Raw genomic sequence first — 18,653 nt, 5'->3', positions numbered from 1 at the left:
GATGACCAACGAGGCCGACCCCGGCAGGGGCCGCCCCTGGGCGCGACCTTCCGAACAACGGCACGGAGCCGGAGGGGCGAAGCCGTCCCTCCCCCACGGCGACGGTACGCAGGGCCCCGCCCCATGATCGGGTTGCCGAAAGGGAGACGACACGCCGGGGAGAGTGCGCCAGATCGCAACATGATCTTGAGGCTCCGTAGCCGCGTCAACCCCACATACGCGGGAAGTGGGCGGACATCTTGACGCCGCCTTCTGGGCGGGGAGCGCTACGGCTCAACGTCCCGCACTTCCGTCACCGGGCCGCACCGGCCGACCCCCGCCGACTCGCGAAGTCGACGAAGCCCCGCCACGCCGCCGGGGCGAACGCGAGCACCCCGCCGTCCCGGTCCTTGGTGTCCCGCACCAGGACGACGCCGGGAAGGTTGCCCGCGACCTCGACACAGTTGCCACCGTTGCCGCCGCTCTTCGTGCTCTTGTGCCACCGCGCGCCGGTCAGGTCCATGATGCAGCCGCTTCTCTCAGGAGGTCGAGGGTCCGTCCACGAGGGAGCGCCTCACCGCGGATGGTTCCCACCGTCGCTCAAGGTTAACAAGGTCGGACGGCTCCCCTTCCCAGCAGTGATCAAGAGGTTTACGTCAGAAGAATCGTCCACGCTGACGTAAACCTCTTGATCACCGAGGCCGGCGCGGGGCACCGAGGCCGGCGCGGGGCACCGAGGCCGGCGCGGGGCACCGATGTGGGGGGTGGGGCGAAAGTCAGCAGGTGAGGATCACCTGGAGTTCCTGGCGACGGCGGTCGGCGAGGTCGGTGAGCAGGGTGGGGGCCTCCTCGAACGGGACCACCGCGGAGATCAGGTGCTTGCGGATCAGGTCGCCGTACTGCCGGAGCAGGTCGATCGTCTCGGCGGAGAGACGTTCCCGGTCCCAGGTGGGGGCGAGGCCGCGGGGCACCCGGCCGATCTGGGCGCAGCGCAGCGCCAGGCCGTTGTGGTGGAATTCCTCGCCGAGCCGGACGGCGTCCGCCCCGCCCTGGTAGAAGGCCAGGTCGATCACGGTGCCCTGCGGACGGAGCAGGCGCAGCGCCAGGTGCAGCGCCCAGTCCTGGCCCCGGCACTGGAACACCACGTCGGCGCCCCGGTCGCCGGCGCTGTGGTTCCACCGGGTCTTGAGCACCACGGCGGGGTCGTCGGCCTCGGGGTCGAGGGTCTCCAGACCGAGGGCCTCGGCGACCTGCCGGCGCTGCGGGGTCGGGTCGACCACCACCACCGAGGCGGCACCGTGTCGCCTGGCGAACAGCGCGGTGAGCAGGGCGACCACGCCACCGCCGACCACCGCCACCCGCCGGCCGCGTACCCCGTCGCCGAGCGTGCGCACGTCGGTGCCGCACAGGTCGGCGGCGGCGTGCAGCAGGCCGTTGGCGCAGATCGGACCCATGTGCGCCACATAGACGCCGAGCATCGGATCGAGGTCGTCGGGCAGCGGCACGAACCGTTCGGCAAGCGGGTCGGCGACGTACCCGGTGCGGTGGCCGTACGTCATCGCGCCGACGGTGCCGACGGCGATCGCCGGGGTGCGGCTCTCCACCACCTCGCCGACCTGCATGTAGCCGAGCCGGGTCACCGGGTACGGGGTGCTGGCCGCCCCGGGCCGGAACAGGCCGAGGCCGGCGTCGAAGGTGACGTTGAGGTAGGGGTTGGTGCCCTTGACGAAGCTCAGCTCCGTGCCGGCGGAGACCCCGCTGTAGCGGGTCCGTACCCGGATCGTGCCGTCGCGCAGCTCACCGGCGTCCTGCTCGGCCACCTCGACCCGCCCCGGGCCGCTGACCACCACCACCGTGTCACGCATCGACGGCCACCCCCGCCGACGCACCGGGGACGCCGCCGACCACCGGCGCGAGCGCGGCCGGGCCGGTGGGCAGCGTGACGGCACGGCCGGTACGGGCGCTCTGCGCGACCGCGACCGCCAGCCGCTGGGTACGCAGCGCCTCCGCGTACGGCACCCGGATGTCGTCGCCGACCCCGGTGACCGCGTCGACGAAGGCCCGGTCGACGGCGACCCGGGCACCGTCCGGGTCGGCCGGCAGGTGGCGTTCCCCGTCGGCGTCGCGGACCGACAGGCCGTCCTCGCCCAGCGACAGGGCGAGCCCGTCGGCGAGGATCTCCACGCCGGCCCGGTGCTTCCAGCCCAGCACGCAGGCGGCGGCGAGGGTGCCCACCGCCCCGTCGGCGAAGCGCAGGGTGGCGGCGGTCACCGAGTCGATGTCGGCGCCGTCGACGGGCGGCGGGCTGCCGTCGCCGTACGCGGTCACCTCGACCGCCTCGCCGACCAGTGCGCGGATCAGGTCCAGCACGTGGGCGGCCTGCTCGACGACCGGGCCACCGGAGCGGTCCCGCACCGCCCACCACGCCACCGGTGGCACCTTGTCCAGCCAGGCTCCGTTGACCATCCGCACCGGACGGTCGGCGAGCAGCTGCCGGGCCTGCTCCACCACGTACAGGTACCGCCAGTGGTGCCCGACGGCGGTGAGCAGCCCCCGGTCCTGCACCAGGGCGGCGATCCGCTCGGCGGTGTCCAGGTCGACCGCCACCGGCTTCTCCACGAACATCGGCACCCCGGCCGCGATCACCGCCTCCTCCACCGGCCCGTGCGCGAACGGGGGTACGCAGACGTAGACGGCGTCCGGGCCGGCGGCCAGCAGCTCGTCGACGTCGGTGAAGACCCGGGCGGAGTGCGCGGCGGCCAGCTCCGTCGCCGCGTCCCGGGCCACGTCGGTGACGCCGATCACTTCCACGTCGGTGAACCTCCCCAGCACGCGGGCGTGGCGTTGCGCCACCCCACCGGCCCCGACCAGGCCCACCCGGCAGGTACGCATTCCATCGGCCCTCTCGACGCTGTCACGACCATCGCCGACAGCACTCCCCCCGGCGGGGAGCCGCGAAACCCGGAGCCGGGCCGCAACACAGCGTTCACCTGCCCGGAACCGGCAGGTGGAGCCGGTGTGATCAAGCTGTTAGGGATAACCGGTTAGCGATTGAGCGGGGATGGGAAAACCACGTCCGGGTTTTCCGCCAGGATCTGGGGGGTTGTGCCAGTGCGGGATACAGAACCGATCGTCTCGCCTGTCGTGGAGGCGTGGGCCACATATCGGACGACGTCGGCGCAGGACTGGCCCGCGCTACGGCTGATGAGGGCCAAGGGGGAGAACCGGGTCAGCGTGGTGCTTCCCGCCCGCAACGAGGAGGCCACCGTCGGGGCGATCGTCTCGACGATCCGGGAGCACCTGATGGACCGGGTTCCGCTGGTCGACGAGCTGATCGTGGTGGACTCCCGGTCGACCGACCGGACCGCCCAGGTGGCCCGGGCCGCCGGGGCTGAGGTGGTCGGTCAGGACGAGATGACCCGTGGCCTGCCCCGGCTGACCGGCAAGGGCGATGCGCTCTGGGCCGGCCTCGCCGCCGCCGGGGGCGACGTCGTCGCCTTCGTCGACGCCGACCTGCGGGAGTTCCGGCCGCACTTCGTGACCGGCCTGATCGGCCCGTTGCTTGTCGATCCCTCGGTCGAGTTCGTGAAGGGCTTCTACCACCGGCCGCTGGTCGGGGCGACCAGCGTGGAGGCCGACGGGGGCGGGCGGGTGACGGAGCTGATGGCCCGGCCGCTGCTGAACCTGTTCTGGCCGGAACTGGCCGGCTTCGTGCAGCCCCTGGCGGGCGAGTACGCCGGTCGGCGCACGGTGCTGGAGCGGGTGCCGTTCGTCACCGGCTACGGAGTCGAGACGGCCATGCTGATCGACCTGCTCGAGCTGGTCGGCCTGGACGCACTCGCCCAGGTCGACCTGGGTGAGCGCAAACACCGGCACCAGGACACCGCGGCCCTGGGCCGGATGTCCGCGCAGATCATGCACACCGCCTGGACGCGGTTGCAGCGGCGGGGCTGGGCCGCCCCGGGCACCAGCCCGGGAACCCTGCTGACCCAGTTCCGTCGGGGCGGCTCGGAGGCGCTGCCCAACCTGGACCGGGAAATCGTCGTCAACGACGTCTCGGTGCAGGAACGCCCGCCCCTGGCCGACCTGCGGCACCGGGTGCCGCACCGGCGGGTGGCCGCCGCGTGACCGCACGCGCCGAGCCGACCACCCGAGCCGAACCGGCCACCCGAGCCGAACCGACCACACGGATCCCCCGGCCGCGACCGAAGCAGTGCCGCCCCACGAGCGGGTGGACGCCCGCCCGCGACTCCGGCCGCACCGAGAGGAAACCCCCGTCATGAGCCTCACCGTGCTGATGAACGCCGGCCCCTGGCTGTCCGTGCCACCTCCCGGCTACGGCGGCATCGAGAACGTCGTCGCCACCCTGGTGCCGGAGCTGCGTCGGCTCGGGGTGAAGGTGGTGCTGGCCTCCGTGGGGTCGAGCACCCTGCCGGTGGACGAGAAGTTCTCGGTCTTCGACGACGGGCAGTTCGCGGCCCTGCAACGGCCGTACAACCAGGTGTGCGGAGTGGCCCAGGCACACCTGGCCGGGGTGGTCCGGCAGGTGCACGGGCGGGCCGACATCGACCTGGTGCACGACCACGTGGAGGCGGTCGGGCTGGCCACCCTCGCAGCGATGGGACCGGACGCCCCGCCGGTGCTGCACACCCTGCACTGGGACCTCGCCAAGCACCCCGAGCTGTACGGCAACCTCGCCGCCGGGGCCCGCGTCCGGGTCAACGGGGTCTCCGCCTCCCAACTGGCCCGCGCGCCCCGGGCGCTGCGGGAGCACTCGGTCGGGCACGTTCACCTGTCCACCCCGCTGGCCGTGCACGCCGACCGGGCGCCCCGGCCGGCCAAGGGCGACTACGCGATCATCCTGGGCCGGATCAACCCGGGCAAGGGCCAGGACGTCGGTGCCCGGCTGGCCCGGCGGACCGGGGTGCCGCTGGTGCTCGCCGGCCCGGTCGGGCCGTACCACCGGCCGGCGGATCTGGCGGCGGCGGGCGACGAGGCCCGGCAGAACCCGGACGTGCGCTTCTTCTACGACCAGGTGGCCCCGCACATCGACGGTGACCTGGTCCGCTGGGTCGGCACGGTGGCCGGTCGGGAGCGCGACGACCTGCTGGCCGGGGCGCGGGCGTCGCTGTTCCCGCTGCGCTGGGAGGAGCCCGGTGGGACCGCCGTGGTGGAGTCGCTGGCGCTGGGCACGCCGGTGGTGGCGACCGGCCGGGGCTGCCTGCCCGAGCTGATCGCGCACGGGCGCACCGGTCTGCTCACCGACGACGAGGAGGAGCTGGGTGAGCTGCTGCTGGCGGCGGGCCGACTCGACCCGGACGAGTGTCGACGGGAGGCCGCCGGGCGGTTCACCCCGGCGGTGATGGCGCAGAAGTACGTCACCCTCTACGAGACGGTCCGCGCGGGCGCCCGAGCGCCACACCTGCAGCCCGTCTGACCCACCCGTAGCCACCCTGACCGGGTCCGGACCGTCACGGTCCGGACCCGGTTTCGTCCCGCCGGGCCGCGGGTACCTGGCGGATCTGCCCAGCACCACGAACGGAATCGAGGGGCCGCATGGTCAGCCGCATCACCTGCGAGGTTCGCGACGAGTCACCCGTGACCGTCGTACGCCTCACCGGCGCGCTCGACCTCGGCACCATGCGCGCCGTGCACACCGCGCTGGACCGCTGCCTGACCACCCAGCCGGACGCGCTGGTGGTCGACCTGGGCGGGGTGACCGTCGCCGACCGGCTGGCGCTGTCGGTCTTCGCCGCCACCGCCCGGCAGGCCGCCGACTGGCCCGCCGTACCGGTGGTGCTCTGCTCTCCCCCGCCGGACGCCGCGGCCTGGCTGGCCACCTCCACCACCTGCCGGGTGGTGCCGGTGCGGCAGGACTGCGCGGAGGCGACCCGGCTGGCCGGGGCGTCCGCGGCACCCCGGCTGCGGGCCCGGTTGGAGCCGGTGGCGGGGGCCTGCCGGCGGGCCCGCGAACTGGTCGGGGACGCCTGCTCCCGGTGGAACGTGCCGCACCTGGCGGAGCCGGCGTCGCTGGTGCTCAGCGAACTGGTCGGCAACGTGGTGCGACACGCCCACACCCCGATGCGGATCACGTTGACCCTGCACCAGCCCTACCTGCGGGTGGCGGTCGCCGACGGCAGCCGGACGGCGGCCCGCGCGGGCCGCCCGAGCCTGACCGCCGAGGGGGGCCGGGGGTTGCTGCTGATCCGGGAGATGGCACAGCGCTGGGGCAGCTCCCCACTGGCCGACGGCAAGGTGGTCTGGGCGCTCCTGCCCGCGAATTGACCGAAATTCCCCCTCTCGCCTGGTTACATAGGCACAGGGACGGGTAGCCGCGCCCGTCCTTTCTGTCGTCAACGACGGGGTGAGAGAGCCATGCCCAGACGGGTAACCACGGAACCCGCACAAGATCGCGGGCCGGCGATCCTCGCCCCGGCCCGGTTCGGCGGCTTTCCCGGCCCGGTCCGCCCGGCGCTGCCCGGGAACAAGCTGCTACGGCTGCTCGGCACCACCGACGCCAAGCAGATCGGCCTGCTCTACCTGAGCACCTCGTTCGGGTTCTTCCTGATCGGCGGGGTGCTCGCGCTGCTCCTCCGGGCCGAACTGGCCCGGCCCCGGATGCAGTTCCTCTCCCCCGAGCAGTACAACCAGGCCTTCACCATGCACGGCACGATCATGCTGCTGCTCTTCGCCACCCCGCTGGTGTTCGCCTTCGGCAACTACATCGTCCCGTTGCAGATCGGCGCGCCGGACGTGGCGTTCCCCCGGCTCAACGCGTTCGCGTACTGGCTGTACCTGTTCGGCGGCATCATGGTCGTCGGCGGTTACCTCACCCCGGGCGGCGCGGCCGACTTCGGCTGGACGGCGTACAACCCGCTCAGCGATGCGACGAACTCCCCGGGCGTCGGCGCGAACCTGTGGGTGGTCGGCCTGGTCGTCTCCGGGCTGGGCACCATCCTCGGCGCGGTCAACCTGATCACCACCACGCTGACCCTGCGCGCCCCCGGCATGACCATGTTCCGGATGCCGATCTTCACCTGGAACATGCTGCTCACCGCCGTCCTGGTGATCCTGGTCTTCCCGTTGCTGGCCGCCGCGCTGCTGACGTTGGGCGCGGACCGGCTGCTCGGCGCCCACGTGTACGACGCGGCGACCGGCGGACCGATGCTCTGGCAGCACCTGTTCTGGTTCTTCGGCCATCCCGAGGTCTACATCGTCGCGCTGCCGTTCTTCGGCATCATCACCGAGATCATTCCGGTCTTCAGCCGCAAACCGATCTTCGGCTACACCGGCCTGGTGCTGGCCACCGTCGCGATCACCGTGCTGTCGATGACCGTCTGGGCGCACCACATGTTCGCCACCGGTCAGGTGCTGCTGCCGTTCTTCAGCTTCCTCAGCTACCTGATCGCGGTGCCCACCGGGGTGAAGTTCTTCAACTGGATCGGCACCATGTGGAAGGGGCAGCTCACCTTCGAGACGCCGATGCTGTTCGCCATCGGTTTCCTGGTGACCTTCCTGCTCGGCGGCCTGACCGGGGTGCTGCTGGCCAGCCCGCCGGTGGACTTCCACGTCACCGACTCGTACTTCGTGGTGGCGCACTTCCACTACGTGCTGTTCGGCACGATCGTCTTCGCCGCCTTCGGCGGGGTCTACTTCTGGTTTCCCAAGATGACCGGCCGGCTGCTCGACGAACGGCTCGGCAAGCTGCACTTCTGGACCATGTTCGTCGGCTTCCACGCCACCTTCCTGGTCCAGCACTGGCTGGGCGACGAGGGCATGCCCCGGCGGTACGCCGACTACCTGCCCAGCGACGGCTTCACCACGCTCAACACGATCTCCACCGTCGGCTCCTTCGTGCTCGGCGCGTCCACCCTGTTCTTCCTCTACAACGTCTGGAAGTCCTGGCGGTACGGCGCGCTGGTGACGGTGGACGACCCGTGGGGGTTCGGCAACTCCCTGGAATGGGCCACCACCTGCCCGCCGCCGCTGCGCAACTTCGACCGGATGCCCCGGATCCGCTCCGAGCGCCCCGCCTTCGACGCGAAGTACGGTCCCAACGTCGCCGACCTCGGTCGGGACCTGCCGCAACGCACCACCCGACCGCCGCAGGAGTTGCACGAGGAGCTGCACCACGAACGGCACGTCCCCGAGTCACCGGCCGCCGAGGGCGCGCACGGGGCGGGGGACGCGGTGGCGTACCAACCTGCGCCACAGTCCGGCGCCCGCCCGGTGGACGTGCCCGAGCCGGAGGACGTCCGCCGTCCCGGCTTCGCGCACTCCGACGCGCCGGAGACCGACCAGCCCGACACCGGGGGAGAACCCCGCAGCGCCGAGCGGTGGCGGCACCCGCACGGCAGGGACGACGACTCCGCCTGACGACAGCAGCCCGCCGGGCCGACACCGTGCGACGGTGCCGGCCCGGCGACGTCCGTACGCTCAGGCGTCCACGGCGGCGGGCAGGCCGGCGGCGGCAAGCGAACGCCCCACCGCCGGCCGGACCCGGGTCAACCGCACCGGCACCCCGGTCCGGATGGCGGCGTCCCGGCCGGCCACCAGGGCGGCGATGCCACCGGCGTCGACCCCACCCGCGCCGTCCAGGTCCACCACCAGCTCGCGGGGCTGCCCGGCGACCGCCTCCAACATCGTCCGGCGCAACTGGTCCGCGCCGTCCCGGTCGATCTCGCCCCCGACCTCCACCACGGTCCGCTCCGCGGTGCGTTTGACCACGATCCGGTTCCGGCCGGTCTCCGTCTCGGCGGTGCCGTTCTGCCACGGCGGCGGGGTGTCGGCGAGCATCGCCTGCCGCAGCCAGGTCAACGCCCGGGACAGCAGCCGGGACACGTGCATCTGCGAGATGCCGAACCGGGCGGCGATCTCCGCCTGGGTCTGATTGCCGTAGAAGCGCATCGCCAGGATGCGCCGCTCCCGCCAGGGCAACCGGTGCAGCAGCCCGCTGACCGTCACCCGGTCGTCCACCGACTCCAACGCGTTGTCCGACTCACCGACCAGGTCACCGAACTCGGCGGAGCTCTCCCCGCCGACCGGCGCGTTGAGCGAGGCCGGGCTGTAACCGGCCGCCGACTCCAGGGCAGCGAGGATCTCCTCCTCCGGCGTCTCCAGCCGGGCCGCCAACTCGGCCACGCTCGGCGCCCGGGACAGCTCACTTGTCAACGCCGAGGTGGCCTGCCCGACCTCCAGGATCAGGTCACGCAGCCGGCGGGGCACGTGCACCCCCCAGGTGCGGTCCCGGAAGTGCCGCTTGATCTCCCCGACGATGGTGATCGCCGCGTACGCGGTGAACGAACCCCGCTCGGGGTCGTACCTGTCGACGGCGTTGACCAGGCCGAGCCGGGCCACCTGCTCCAGGTCCTCAAGCGGCTCGCCCCGCCCCCGGTAGCGGCGGGCCAGCCGGCCGGCGAACGGCAGGGCGAACCGGACCAGGTCCTCGCGCGCCTCGCCCCGGCGCTCCGGTGGCAGGCCGGCGATCCGCGCGGCGTACGCCATCGCGGCGGCGTCCAGGTCCTCCAGACCCCGTTCGGTCGGTGGTGGTGGTGTGGTCGTGGTGGTCTGTCCGAACATCCGCGCCTCCCTCAGGAAGGTCCCCCGCCCGGATCGAGCCGGTCGTGCGCGTGGTGGGACCACGCACCGGGTCGGAAGTTGGGTCACGTGCCGCGCCGGGATCACCGGCCGCGCGGGGACGACGACCGGTCGCCACGCGGCGTGGTCGAGCCGTCGCGGCGGGCGGTCTTCCCGCTCCTCAGGTACTCAACCACGCGCCCCCGGGTTCGCGAGGATGTTTCGGCGTGCCGGGTCCGGCCGGCCGGCGCGGACACCCCGGGTGTCCCCTTTCCGGGTTACCGGCGTCGGTTTCCCGCCCCTGTGACGGTGCCGCCCAACGGCCGGACCGGGCCGGTCAGGACACGGCCAGCCCCAGCGGCACGCCCGCCTCGCGCAGCCCGGCCAGCGCTTCCCCCACGCTCAGCGGCGGCGGGGTCGGCAGATCGTACGGCTGCCCGCGCAGCACCTCGGTGGCCCGCCGGGTGGCCACCGAACCGACCGGGTAGCCCCGGGCTGCGGTGCGGTCCAGCGCCCGGCGACGACGGCCGAAGGCGGCCACCGCCAGCCACTGCGGCAGCCCGGCCAACGCCGGTGACCGCATCCCCGGCGACTCGGGCAGCACGTCCACCGAGCTGAACGGCTCGCTGCCGGCGAGCCACCACTCCGCGTCCTCCACGCTGCGCCGGGTCGCGTTCTCGCACCAGTACGGCACCAGTCCCGCCCGCACCACCTGCCACGGGTCGAGCAACCGGCCGCACTCGACCACCAACCGGTCACCGGTCTTGCCGGCCCGCCGCAGCCACCGGCGGTAGAGGTCGGCGGTGGCCGCGCTGAGCGCCCCCGGGTGCGGCACCTGCACCTGACGCAGCTCGTGCCCCCGGGTGCGGGCCCAGTGACCCAGCGCCCGAATGAAATCCGGCTCCACCCCGTGCTCGGCGGGTTCGCGGGCGGCGGTCACCGCCGGCGGCTCCCATCCGGTCCCGACCCCGCCGGCCGCCCGGAGCACCTGACGCAGGGCGGGCGAGTCCGGGTGGAAGTCCACCGGTTCCAGCCCGCTGGTCGGGGAGCCGAGCTGGAAGCTGTGCCCCTGCCCGGGGTCCGACACCGGCCAGCTGCGCACGTCGCCGACCAGCAGCACCACCGACCCGCAGGTCAGCCGGTCGGCCAGGAACCGGGCGTACGCCACCGGCAGCGCCCGCCACCGGGCCAGCAGGCTGACGGTCACGCCGGCCAGCGCGCCCCGGCTGGCCGGGCAGTGCACCTGGCGTACGTGCAGGTCGGGGTTGCCGGCGAGGATCCGGGCGGCGAACGCGGCACCCTGGTCCAGGGCGGCTGCGGGCCGGTCCACCGCGCCGTGGGTCCAGTGCGCGGTCAGCTCGAACCCGGCGGGCAACCAGGGCGCCCCGAGCGCCACCGCCAGGTGCACGGCGGCGGCGTGCGGCGAGCCCAGCACCACCGCCGGGTACCGCTGCCGGGGGTACTGGTCGACGATCCACCGGGCCACCCGTTCGCCGTCCACCGCACCGGCCTGGGCGGCGGTGAGCGCCAGTCGGCCGGCGGCCCGGGTGGCGGCGGCCCTCCGGACCGCTTCCGGCGCGGCGATGAACCGGGACGACGGCGTGGCAGGCCCCAGGTCGGCGCAGTCCAGCCCGCGCAACGCCCGGGCGGCGGCGGCCACCAGCACCCGCGCGGTGCTGCCCGGCGCGACCACCCGGTCGCCGGCCAGCCCGGTGCCCGTCGTCGTTCCCACCGGCACCTCCGGCACCGGCTCCACCCTGCCCCGTTCACTCACCACGCGGCCCGGCTTCCCGTCCCTCCGGGGTCTAAACGGGGCATCCCGCACCGACGGGCGCAATCGTCGACCGCCAGCCGGTACGCCCCGCCGGGAGCCTCGGGGGGTCAGATGCCCTGGTGGCGGGGGCTAAACGAGATCGTCGGCCTCGACGACCGACCGTTCGGCCGACATGATCCGGTCCCGGATCCGTCGGGTGGCGTCCCCGTCGGCGAACAGGCTCCGCAGGTCGGCCAGGGCCGGCTCCGGCACCCGCCGTGGCACCGTCGGGTCCACCACCGCCTCCAGCACACACGGCCGGTCGGCGGCGAGCGCCTCGTCCCAGGCCGCGCCGACCAGCTCCGGCCGGTCCACCCGGACGCCGTGCAGGCCGAGCAGCCGGGCCCAACCGGCGTACGGCACGTCGGGCCGGCGGCCGGTCACCGCAGCCGGGCGCGGTGGTGCCGCTGCCACGCCGGGCACCCACCGGCCGGTGCCCGGGTCGCGGTCGTCGCGGTCGTTGAGCACCAGCACCACCAGCCGGGGATCGGCCCAGTCCTGCCAGCGGTGCGCCACGGTGATCAGCTCGGCGAGCCCGTTGAGCTGCATCGCACCGTCGCCGAGCAGGGCGACCACCGGTGCGTCCGGGCGGTCCAGCTTCGCGGCGAGCGCGTACGGCAGGGCGCACCCCGGCGAGCCGAGGGTGCCGCAGAGCTGGGCGTCGACCCCGGGTGGCAGCGCCAGGTGGCGGGCGTACCAGAAGAGCACCGTACCGACGTCCACAGCGACCGCCCCGGTACGGGGCAGCCGGGCGGAGAGCTCGTGCAGCACCAGTTGCGGGTTGACCGGCTCGGCCGGCTCGGCGGCGCGGGCGGCAGCCTCCGTACGCCAGCGGTCGACCGAGCCCTCGACGGTGGCCCGCCACTGCCGGTTGGGTCGGTCGGCGACCTGACCCACCAGTGCCCGCAACGTCTCGGTGGCGTCGCCGACCAGCGGCACGTCCACCGGGTACCGGGTGCCGATCCGCCGCCCGTCGATGTCGATCTGGATGGTCCGGGCCTGGCCGGGCGGCGGGAGGTAGTCGGTCCACGGGTCGTTGGTGCCCACCAGCAGCAGGGTGTCCGCGCCCCCCATCAGCTGCGCGGCGGCCGGGGTGCCCACCTCGCCGAGCACCCCGGTGTGGAACGGCAACCGCTCGTCGAGCACCGGCTTGCCCAGCAGCGAGGTGGCCACCCCCGCGCCCAGCCGGTCGGCCAGCACCGCGATCTGCTCCGCCGCACCACGGGCACCCTGCCCGACCAGGATCGCCACCCGTCGCCCGACGGTGAGCAACGCCGCGGCGGCGTCCAGGTCCGCCTGGTGCGGCAGCACCCGGGCCAGCGGTTCGCCGGGCGTCGCGTTGAGCACCCCCGCCGCGTGCGGTGCCAGCTCCGGTACGGCCGCGACCTGCAACGCCCGGGGCAGCACCACGCAGGTCGGGCTGCGGGTCGCCGCGGCGGTCCGGAACGCCTGGTCGAGCAGGGACGGCACCTGGGCCGGACTGCGGCCGTAGCGGACGAACTGGTGGCACACGTCGCCGAAGAGCCGGCTCAACCCGATCTCCTCGTGCACCTCGCCCAGGGGGCCGGAGACGTCCTCCCCCACGATCGCCACCACGGGCCGGCTGTCCAGCTTCGCGTCGTACAGGCCGTTGAGCAGGTGCACCGCGCTCGGCCCCTGGGTGGCAAGGCAGACCCCGATGCCGCCGCCGGTGAACTTGGCGTGTCCGGTCGCCATGAAGGCGGCGGTCTCCTCGTGCCGGGCGGGGACGAACTCCGGGTCCCCGCCGGCGGCGGCCACCGCCTCGACCACCGGGGCGATGGCGTCACCCGGGCAGCCGAAGACGCGGGGCACCCGCCAGGCCCGTAACCGGTCCACCACCAGGTGCGCGACCGTACGGTCAGCCATGGTCGCGTCCCGGGGTCGCCGGGTCGACGTACCGCAGCACCGCGCCGACCCCGTCGGCCAGTTCGGGGGCCTCGTCCGGCCCGAGGACGGTCAGCTCGGCGTCCGTGCCGACCAGCGCCCGGACCAGGGCCGCGTCGGCGCGGACCCGTTGCGGGTCGGGCACCGCGGCGAGCAGGCCGGGCGCGGTGGCGATGTCCGTGGGCCGGGGGCCGATCCACAGCTCGCCGACGGCCGACGGGTCGTCGACGAGCAGCATGGTGTCGACCTGGTTACGTTGCAGGGCGGCCACCACGGCGTCCAGCCCCGCGCCGACGTCCTGCTGGGTGCCGAACCGGTCCAGCGCGGCGGTGACGTGCTGGTCGGCAACCTCGGCGATGGTCTGCACGGTGACGTCGTCCATCGCGGCCGGGTCGGCGCCGCCGGCCCGGGAGCCGGCGTCGGTGCGGACCACCACGTCCTGCCAGCGTGCCGGCAGTTGTGCGGCGATCATCCCGGTGGCCCGGACGTCCCCGGCCACCACCACCACGTCCGCGCCGACCCGGTCGGCCAGCTCGGCGGTGGCCGCGGCGGCGTCCCCGGCGTTGTGGTGCCAGGCCTCCATCGCGGCCCGCTGGTAGCGGGACTGGGACCAGCCGCCGGGCTGCACCCGACGCAGCGGATAGGTCTGCCGGCCGGTGACGTGGGTCCGTCGGGGCACCCCGCCGGCGCTTACCGCGACCGCGTCCGCGCCGGTCCGGTCGGCGAGCACCCGGACCCAGGCCACCTGTTCGCCGCGCTGCGCGAGCAGCGGCATGACGTGCGGCAGCGGGGTGTACGCGGCCAGGTCACGCAACGGCGGCGCGGACAGGTACTCGGAGAGCACCACCGTGCCCCGGCTGGCGAACGCGGCAAGCCCGTAGTCGCCCGGCATCGGGTCGTGGCCCCGGACCACCCGGTCCAGTGCCGCGATGGTCGGCTCGTCCGCGCCGTCGGCGGCGAGTTGCTCGGCCAGGGCCCGCCAGCGCAGGTCCAACGCCGGACGCGCGTCCTGGGTGTCCCGGGAGGCGTCCAGGTAGACCGAGCACCACGGCCCGGGACGGTCGTAGAGCGGGCGCAGGAAGGACAGCTGCATGCTCGACCCCTTTCCGGCTCGGCCGCCCGCTTACCCGGCCCGCCCGGGATGTCACCTCGGCCGGAATCCCGGTGTCCCGGGGGACGTGACCCCCGGTTCATTCACGTCGTCCGGGTCGAACGCCGGATACCATCGGTGAACGGAACCGGACTCTCGGTGGTGAACATGGACAGCGATCTCCGTAATCGGGTGGTACGCCCGACGCAGCGGATACTCACCGGGCGGGTGGTCCGGTTCATGGACGGCTACTCCCGTGAGGTCAGGATCGGCCAGCCGGTGCTGGTGGCGGTGCTGACCGCGGCGAGCGTGGCGGGCCTGCTGGTGATGCTGGTACGCACGGTGCTGTCCAACATCGGCGGCGGTGGCGCGCGGCGCACCTGGAAGGACCTGAAGAAGGGGCCGGAGTTCCTGGTCACCCCGCTGCGGGTACGCGACGACCACGGCCAGCTCTACGAGGTGGAGCTGCACGGGCACCTGCCGCAGAGCGCGGTGCACCCGTCGGACTGGGTGCAGCTCACCCTGCGCCCGCAGGACGTCGACCTGCCGCCGCGCATCGAACGGATCGTCAACCTGACCACCGGGCAGTTGCTCACCCCGCGTACCGCCACGGTGTGGAGCCATCTCGGCCCGCCGCTGCTGATCCAGGCGGTGCTGGGGGCGGTGCTGGTGCTGCTGGTCGCGGCCGCCGTGGTCCTCACCTGACGACGGCGAACCGGCGGGCCGGGGTCCGGGGTCCGGGCACGCCGGCGGAGGTCGGTCGCCTACGGTCAGCCGACCGGGGCCAGTGGCCGCTGCGGCTCGGTGGCGCGCAGCAGACCCCGGCGGGTGGCCCAGCGCTCGAAGAACAGGGTGGCGAAGGGCGGCACCGCGCAGACCAGGGCGACGAGGGTGACCCCGAGGGACCACCGGTGCAGCCGGGCGACGGCGAGCACCAGAATCCCGTACGTCACGAAGAGCGCGCCGTGGATCGGGCCGAAGATCTGCACGCCGACCTCGTTGCCCGGCGGGCCGTACTTGACCGCCATGCCGACCAGCAGGGCCAGCCAGGAGCACGCCTCGGCGATCGCCGCCGCCACGAACAACCGGGTCGTCTTCTCGCGCATCGGGCCATGCTATCCAGCCGCCGTCGCCGGCCGGTCCGCGACGGCCGCGAGGCGACGGGGATCACCCGGGTCGTCGGTGGGTACGTAGAGGGTCCTTCGGGTCTTCCGGGTTCCCCCGGGACGTGCGAGGTTGACGGGACCAACGGTGACAGGGCGGTGGCCATGGGCGAGGAAGTCGGAGCGCGCACCTTCAGCCGGGAGGACCGGGCCCGTTACCGGGAAAAGGTACGCCGGTGCCTGGACGTCTTCGCCGAGATGCTGCGGGAGTCCCGGTTCGACGTGGAGCGGCCGATGACCGGCCTGGAGATCGAGCTGAACCTGGTCGACGACGACTCCCGCCCGACGATGCGCAACGCCGACGTGCTCGCCGCGATCGCCGACCCCGACTTCCAGACCGAGCTGGGCCAGTTCAACGTGGAGATCAACGTGGCGCCGCGCCGGCTGGTCGGCACCGGCACGGCCGAGTTCGAGTCTCACGTCCGGGCCAGCCTGAACGCCGCCGAGGAGAAGGCCCGCACGGTCGACGCCCACATGGTGATGATCGGCATCCTGCCCACACTGGGGCCGGAGCACCTGACCGCCGGGGCGCTGTCGGCGAATCCGCGTTACGCGCTGCTCAACGAGCAGATCTTCGCCGCCCGGGGGGAGGACCTGCGGATCGCGATCAGCGGGGTGGAGCGGCTGGCCACCACCGCCGACACCATCACCCCGGAGGCGGCCTGCACCAGCACCCAGTTCCACCTCCAGGTCAGCCCGGCCGACTTCGCCGCCTACTGGAACGCCGCCCAGGCGGTCGCCGGGATCCAGCTGGCGCTGGGCGCGAACTCGCCGCTGTTCTTCGGCCGGGAGCTGTGGCGCGAGACCCGGGTGCCGCTGTTCCAGCAGGCCACCGACACCCGCTCCGAGGAGATCAAGGCCCAGGGGGTTCGCCCCCGGGTCTGGTTCGGGGAACGCTGGATCAACAGCGTCTTCGACCTGTTCGAGGAGAACGTGCGCTACTTCCCGGCGCTGTTGCCGGTCTGCGACCCGGAGGACCCGGCCGAGACGCTTGCCGCCGGTGGGGTGCCGAGGCTGGCCGAGCTGCGGTTGCACAACGGCACCATCTACCGCTGGAACCGGCCGGTGTACGACGTGTGGAAGGGCCGGCCGCACCTGCGGGTGGAGAACCGGGTGTTGCCGGCCGGGCCGACCGTGGTGGACACCATCGCCAACGGCGCGTTCTACTTCGGGTTGGTCCGGGCGCTGGCCGAGGCCGACCGGCCGCTGTGGTCACAGATGTCGTTCAGCGCGGCGGAGGAGAACTTCACGAGCGGTGCCCGGCACGGCATCGACGCCCAGGTCTACTGGCCGGGCCTGGGTTACCTGCCGGCGACCGAGCTGGTGCTGCGCCGGTTGCTGCCCCTGGCCCACCAGGGGCTGGACGGGTGGGGGGTGGACCCGGCGGAACGGGACCGACTGCTCGGCATCATCGAGCAGCGCTGCCTGACCGGGCGCAACGGCGCGAGCTGGCAGGTGGCGACGTTGCACCGGCTGGAGTCCGCCGACCATCTCGACCGGCCGGAGGCGTTGCGCGAGGTGGTCCGCCACTACGTCGAGCTGATGCACAGCAACAGCCCGGTCCACGAGTGGCCGGTTCCCTGACCGCAGGCAACACACGAGCGCGCGCTGACGGCGGCAGGCCACGATGCGAGGTGGCGGTCAGGGCGCGGGCCAGTTGCGCAGTAGGGCGTCGAGGGCGTCGAGGACCCGCGTCCAGGTCTGCTCGGTGTCGGGGGCGCTGTGGCTGAACCCGCCGCCCAGTTCCAGGCTGACGTAGCCGTGGAAGACGCTGCCGAGCAGCCGGACGGCGTGCGTCTGGTCGGGTTCGGTCAGCGCGTAACCGCGCAGGATGGCCCGGGTCAGCTCGGCGTGCCGGCCACCGGCGCTGGCGGCGGCGGTGGCCGGGTCGAGCCGGAGCTGCGCGGCGGCCCACCGGCCGGGGTGCTCCCGGGCGTAGTCGCGGTAGACGCCGCCGAGGGCGGCCAGCGCGTCCCGTCCGGCCCGCCCGGCCAGCGCGTCGGCGGCCCGCACGGCGAGTTCGTCCAGGGCGAGCAGGGCGATCCGGGTGCGCAGGTCCTGGGAGTTCTTCAGGTGCGAGTAGAGGCTCGCGACCTGCACGTCGAAGCGCCGGGCGAGCGCCGAGACGGTCACCCGGTCGAAGCCGACCTCGTCGGCCAGGTCCGCACCGGCCCGGGTGAGGCGTTCGGTGGTCAAGCCCGTACGTGCCATAACTCATTATGAGTTTGCCTAAAGGTTTTAGGCAAATTACCGTTGCCGCTATGGAACCACTGACCGAGCAGGAGATCCGTTCCGCGTTCGTCAACTGCACGAAGGGCGAGACCAAGCGGCTGTACGTGCCCCGCGACCTGGCCCAGCAACCCTGGGCCGACCTGGACTACCTCGGCTGGCGCGATCCCCGGGCACCGGACCGCGCCTACCTCGTCGCCGAGTTGGACGGCCGCCGGACGGCGCTGGCCCTGCGCTGCCCCACCCCCACCACCCGGCAGCCACCGCGCGGCATGTGCGCGATCTGCTTGACCAGCCCGGCCGGCGGCGTCTCCCTGATGGTCGCGGCAAAGGCGGGTCGCGCCGGTCAGCAGGGCAACTCCGTGGGCACCTACATCTGCACCGACCTCGCCTGCTCCCTGTACGTGCGGGGGCGCAAGGACGCCGGCCCCGGTGCCCGGCTGCCGGAGTCGCTCACCGCCGAGGAGAAGGCCCAGCGGACTGTGGCGAACGTCGCCGCGTTCATCGCCAGGGTGACCGGCTGACCTCGCCGAGGACCTCGCGGAGGTCCACCAGGGTCGCTTCCCGCAGGTCGAGGGCGACGGCGGGTGACGGCGGCTGCCGATCGGCGGCCCCGCCCACCGGCCCGTCCGGGGGGGTTCGCCGTCGCCCCGGCGCGCAGCAGCGCGGCGAGCACCCGGCCCGCCTCCCGCCGGGCGTCGGCATCCCACCCGTCGGCGTCGTACGGGGTCCGTAGGTGGTCGGCGACCGACCCGATGGCCCGGGGCCGGAGCCCGGGATGCCCCGCCGCCAGCGCACCGAGCCGACGCAGTGCGGCGATCCGGCCCGCGCCCGATTCCTGTGCCACCGCGCGAACGGCCACCTGGTACGCCGCCGGGGCAGTGTCCCCTGCCGTCAC

The 18,653-nt window shown here is 73.7% G+C and carries 16 protein-coding genes and 1 pseudogene; 7 read left to right on the top strand and 10 right to left on the bottom strand.

Annotation, left to right across the window (positions count from 1 at the left end; genetic code table 11):
* Positions 1 to 292: 292 nt before the first annotated feature.
* The 4 genes and pseudogenes from OHQ87_RS07500 to OHQ87_RS07485 form a co-directional block, all read right to left on the bottom strand.
* On the bottom strand, positions 293 to 502 hold the full coding sequence (locus OHQ87_RS07500) for a DUF397 domain-containing protein (RefSeq protein ID WP_328346239.1): 210 nt from the start codon (positions 500 to 502) through the stop codon (positions 293 to 295).
* Positions 493 to 599, bottom strand: a pseudogene (locus OHQ87_RS07495) (XRE family transcriptional regulator); the annotation flags it as partial. The pseudogene OHQ87_RS07495 and the gene OHQ87_RS07500, both read right to left, overlap by 10 nt.
* Positions 600 to 755: 156 nt before the next feature.
* Positions 756 to 1,844 carry a zinc-dependent alcohol dehydrogenase gene (locus tag OHQ87_RS07490; RefSeq protein WP_328346237.1) on the bottom strand — a complete coding sequence of 363 codons (1,089 nt, stop codon included), beginning with the start codon at positions 1,842 to 1,844 and terminating at the stop codon, positions 756 to 758.
* Positions 1,837 to 2,871 carry a Gfo/Idh/MocA family protein gene (locus OHQ87_RS07485; protein ID WP_328346235.1) on the bottom strand — a complete coding sequence of 345 codons (1,035 nt, stop codon included), beginning with the start codon at positions 2,869 to 2,871 and terminating at the stop codon, positions 1,837 to 1,839. The genes OHQ87_RS07490 and OHQ87_RS07485 overlap by 8 nt, the downstream gene beginning before the upstream one ends.
* Positions 2,872 to 3,123: 252 nt before the next feature.
* On the opposite strand from OHQ87_RS07485, the gene OHQ87_RS07480 reads away from it, so the two are divergent.
* From OHQ87_RS07480 to ctaD, 4 genes are all read left to right on the top strand, one after another.
* The gene (locus tag OHQ87_RS07480) at positions 3,124 to 4,107 is read left to right on the top strand and encodes a glucosyl-3-phosphoglycerate synthase (RefSeq protein WP_328348774.1); all 984 of its coding nucleotides are present in this window, start codon (positions 3,124 to 3,126) and stop codon (positions 4,105 to 4,107) included.
* Between the two features lie 151 nt (positions 4,108 to 4,258).
* Complete coding sequence (locus tag OHQ87_RS07475) at positions 4,259 to 5,416, top strand: glycosyltransferase (RefSeq protein WP_328346233.1); 1,158 nt, start codon at positions 4,259 to 4,261, stop codon at positions 5,414 to 5,416.
* A 119-nt stretch (positions 5,417 to 5,535) separates the two neighbouring features.
* The gene (locus OHQ87_RS07470) at positions 5,536 to 6,264 is read left to right on the top strand and encodes an ATP-binding protein (RefSeq protein ID WP_328346231.1); all 729 of its coding nucleotides are present in this window, start codon (positions 5,536 to 5,538) and stop codon (positions 6,262 to 6,264) included.
* Between the two features lie 90 nt (positions 6,265 to 6,354).
* A complete protein-coding gene (gene ctaD / locus OHQ87_RS07465) occupies positions 6,355 to 8,355 on the top strand; it encodes an aa3-type cytochrome oxidase subunit I (protein ID WP_328346228.1) in 2,001 nt (666 codons plus the stop codon).
* 60 nt (positions 8,356 to 8,415) lie between these two features.
* Here ctaD and OHQ87_RS07460 read toward each other — a convergent pair whose 3' ends face one another.
* The 4 genes from OHQ87_RS07460 to OHQ87_RS07445 form a co-directional block, all read right to left on the bottom strand.
* A complete protein-coding gene (locus OHQ87_RS07460) occupies positions 8,416 to 9,558 on the bottom strand; it encodes a SigB/SigF/SigG family RNA polymerase sigma factor (RefSeq protein WP_328346226.1) in 1,143 nt (380 codons plus the stop codon).
* Positions 9,559 to 9,892: 334 nt separating this feature from the next.
* On the bottom strand, positions 9,893 to 11,287 hold the full coding sequence (locus OHQ87_RS07455) for a hypothetical protein (protein ID WP_328346224.1): 1,395 nt from the start codon (positions 11,285 to 11,287) through the stop codon (positions 9,893 to 9,895).
* Positions 11,288 to 11,458: 171 nt separating this feature from the next.
* Positions 11,459 to 13,255 (bottom strand): thiamine pyrophosphate-binding protein, encoded by a 1,797-nt coding sequence (locus OHQ87_RS07450; protein ID WP_328346222.1) that lies wholly within the window; start codon positions 13,253 to 13,255, stop codon positions 11,459 to 11,461.
* Positions 13,248 to 14,366: a baeRF2 domain-containing protein gene (locus OHQ87_RS07445; protein WP_328346220.1), complete on the bottom strand. Its 1,119-nt coding sequence runs from the start codon at positions 14,364 to 14,366 to the stop codon at positions 13,248 to 13,250. Before OHQ87_RS07445 ends, OHQ87_RS07450 begins: the two co-directional genes overlap by 8 nt.
* Positions 14,367 to 14,522: 156 nt before the next feature.
* Between OHQ87_RS07445 and OHQ87_RS07440 the strand changes: the two genes are divergently transcribed.
* Complete coding sequence (locus tag OHQ87_RS07440; RefSeq protein WP_328348773.1) at positions 14,523 to 15,068, top strand: hypothetical protein; 546 nt, start codon at positions 14,523 to 14,525, stop codon at positions 15,066 to 15,068.
* A 65-nt stretch (positions 15,069 to 15,133) separates the two neighbouring features.
* Here the strand turns inward: OHQ87_RS07440 and OHQ87_RS07435 are convergent, their stop codons facing one another.
* Entirely contained in the window at positions 15,134 to 15,469 is a 336-nt protein-coding gene (locus OHQ87_RS07435) for a DUF3817 domain-containing protein (RefSeq protein WP_328346218.1), read from the bottom strand.
* Positions 15,470 to 15,631: 162 nt separating this feature from the next.
* On the opposite strand from OHQ87_RS07435, the gene OHQ87_RS07430 reads away from it, so the two are divergent.
* Positions 15,632 to 17,110, top strand: a complete 1,479-nt coding sequence (locus tag OHQ87_RS07430; RefSeq protein WP_328346216.1) for a glutamate--cysteine ligase — start codon at positions 15,632 to 15,634, stop codon at positions 17,108 to 17,110.
* A 57-nt stretch (positions 17,111 to 17,167) separates the two neighbouring features.
* Here the strand turns inward: OHQ87_RS07430 and OHQ87_RS07425 are convergent, their stop codons facing one another.
* Complete coding sequence (locus OHQ87_RS07425; RefSeq protein ID WP_328346214.1) at positions 17,168 to 17,722, bottom strand: TetR/AcrR family transcriptional regulator; 555 nt, start codon at positions 17,720 to 17,722, stop codon at positions 17,168 to 17,170.
* Positions 17,723 to 17,787: 65 nt separating this feature from the next.
* On the opposite strand from OHQ87_RS07425, the gene OHQ87_RS07420 reads away from it, so the two are divergent.
* Entirely contained in the window at positions 17,788 to 18,279 is a 492-nt protein-coding gene (locus OHQ87_RS07420) for an FBP domain-containing protein (protein ID WP_328346212.1), read from the top strand.
* The last annotated feature ends 374 nt before the right edge of the window (positions 18,280 to 18,653 follow it).

The sequence above is a fragment of the Micromonospora sp. NBC_00421 genome, assembly GCF_036017915.1.
Taxonomy (GTDB): Bacteria; Actinomycetota; Actinomycetes; order Mycobacteriales; family Micromonosporaceae; genus Micromonospora.
This window is presented reverse-complemented; position numbering and strand designations above follow the sequence as displayed.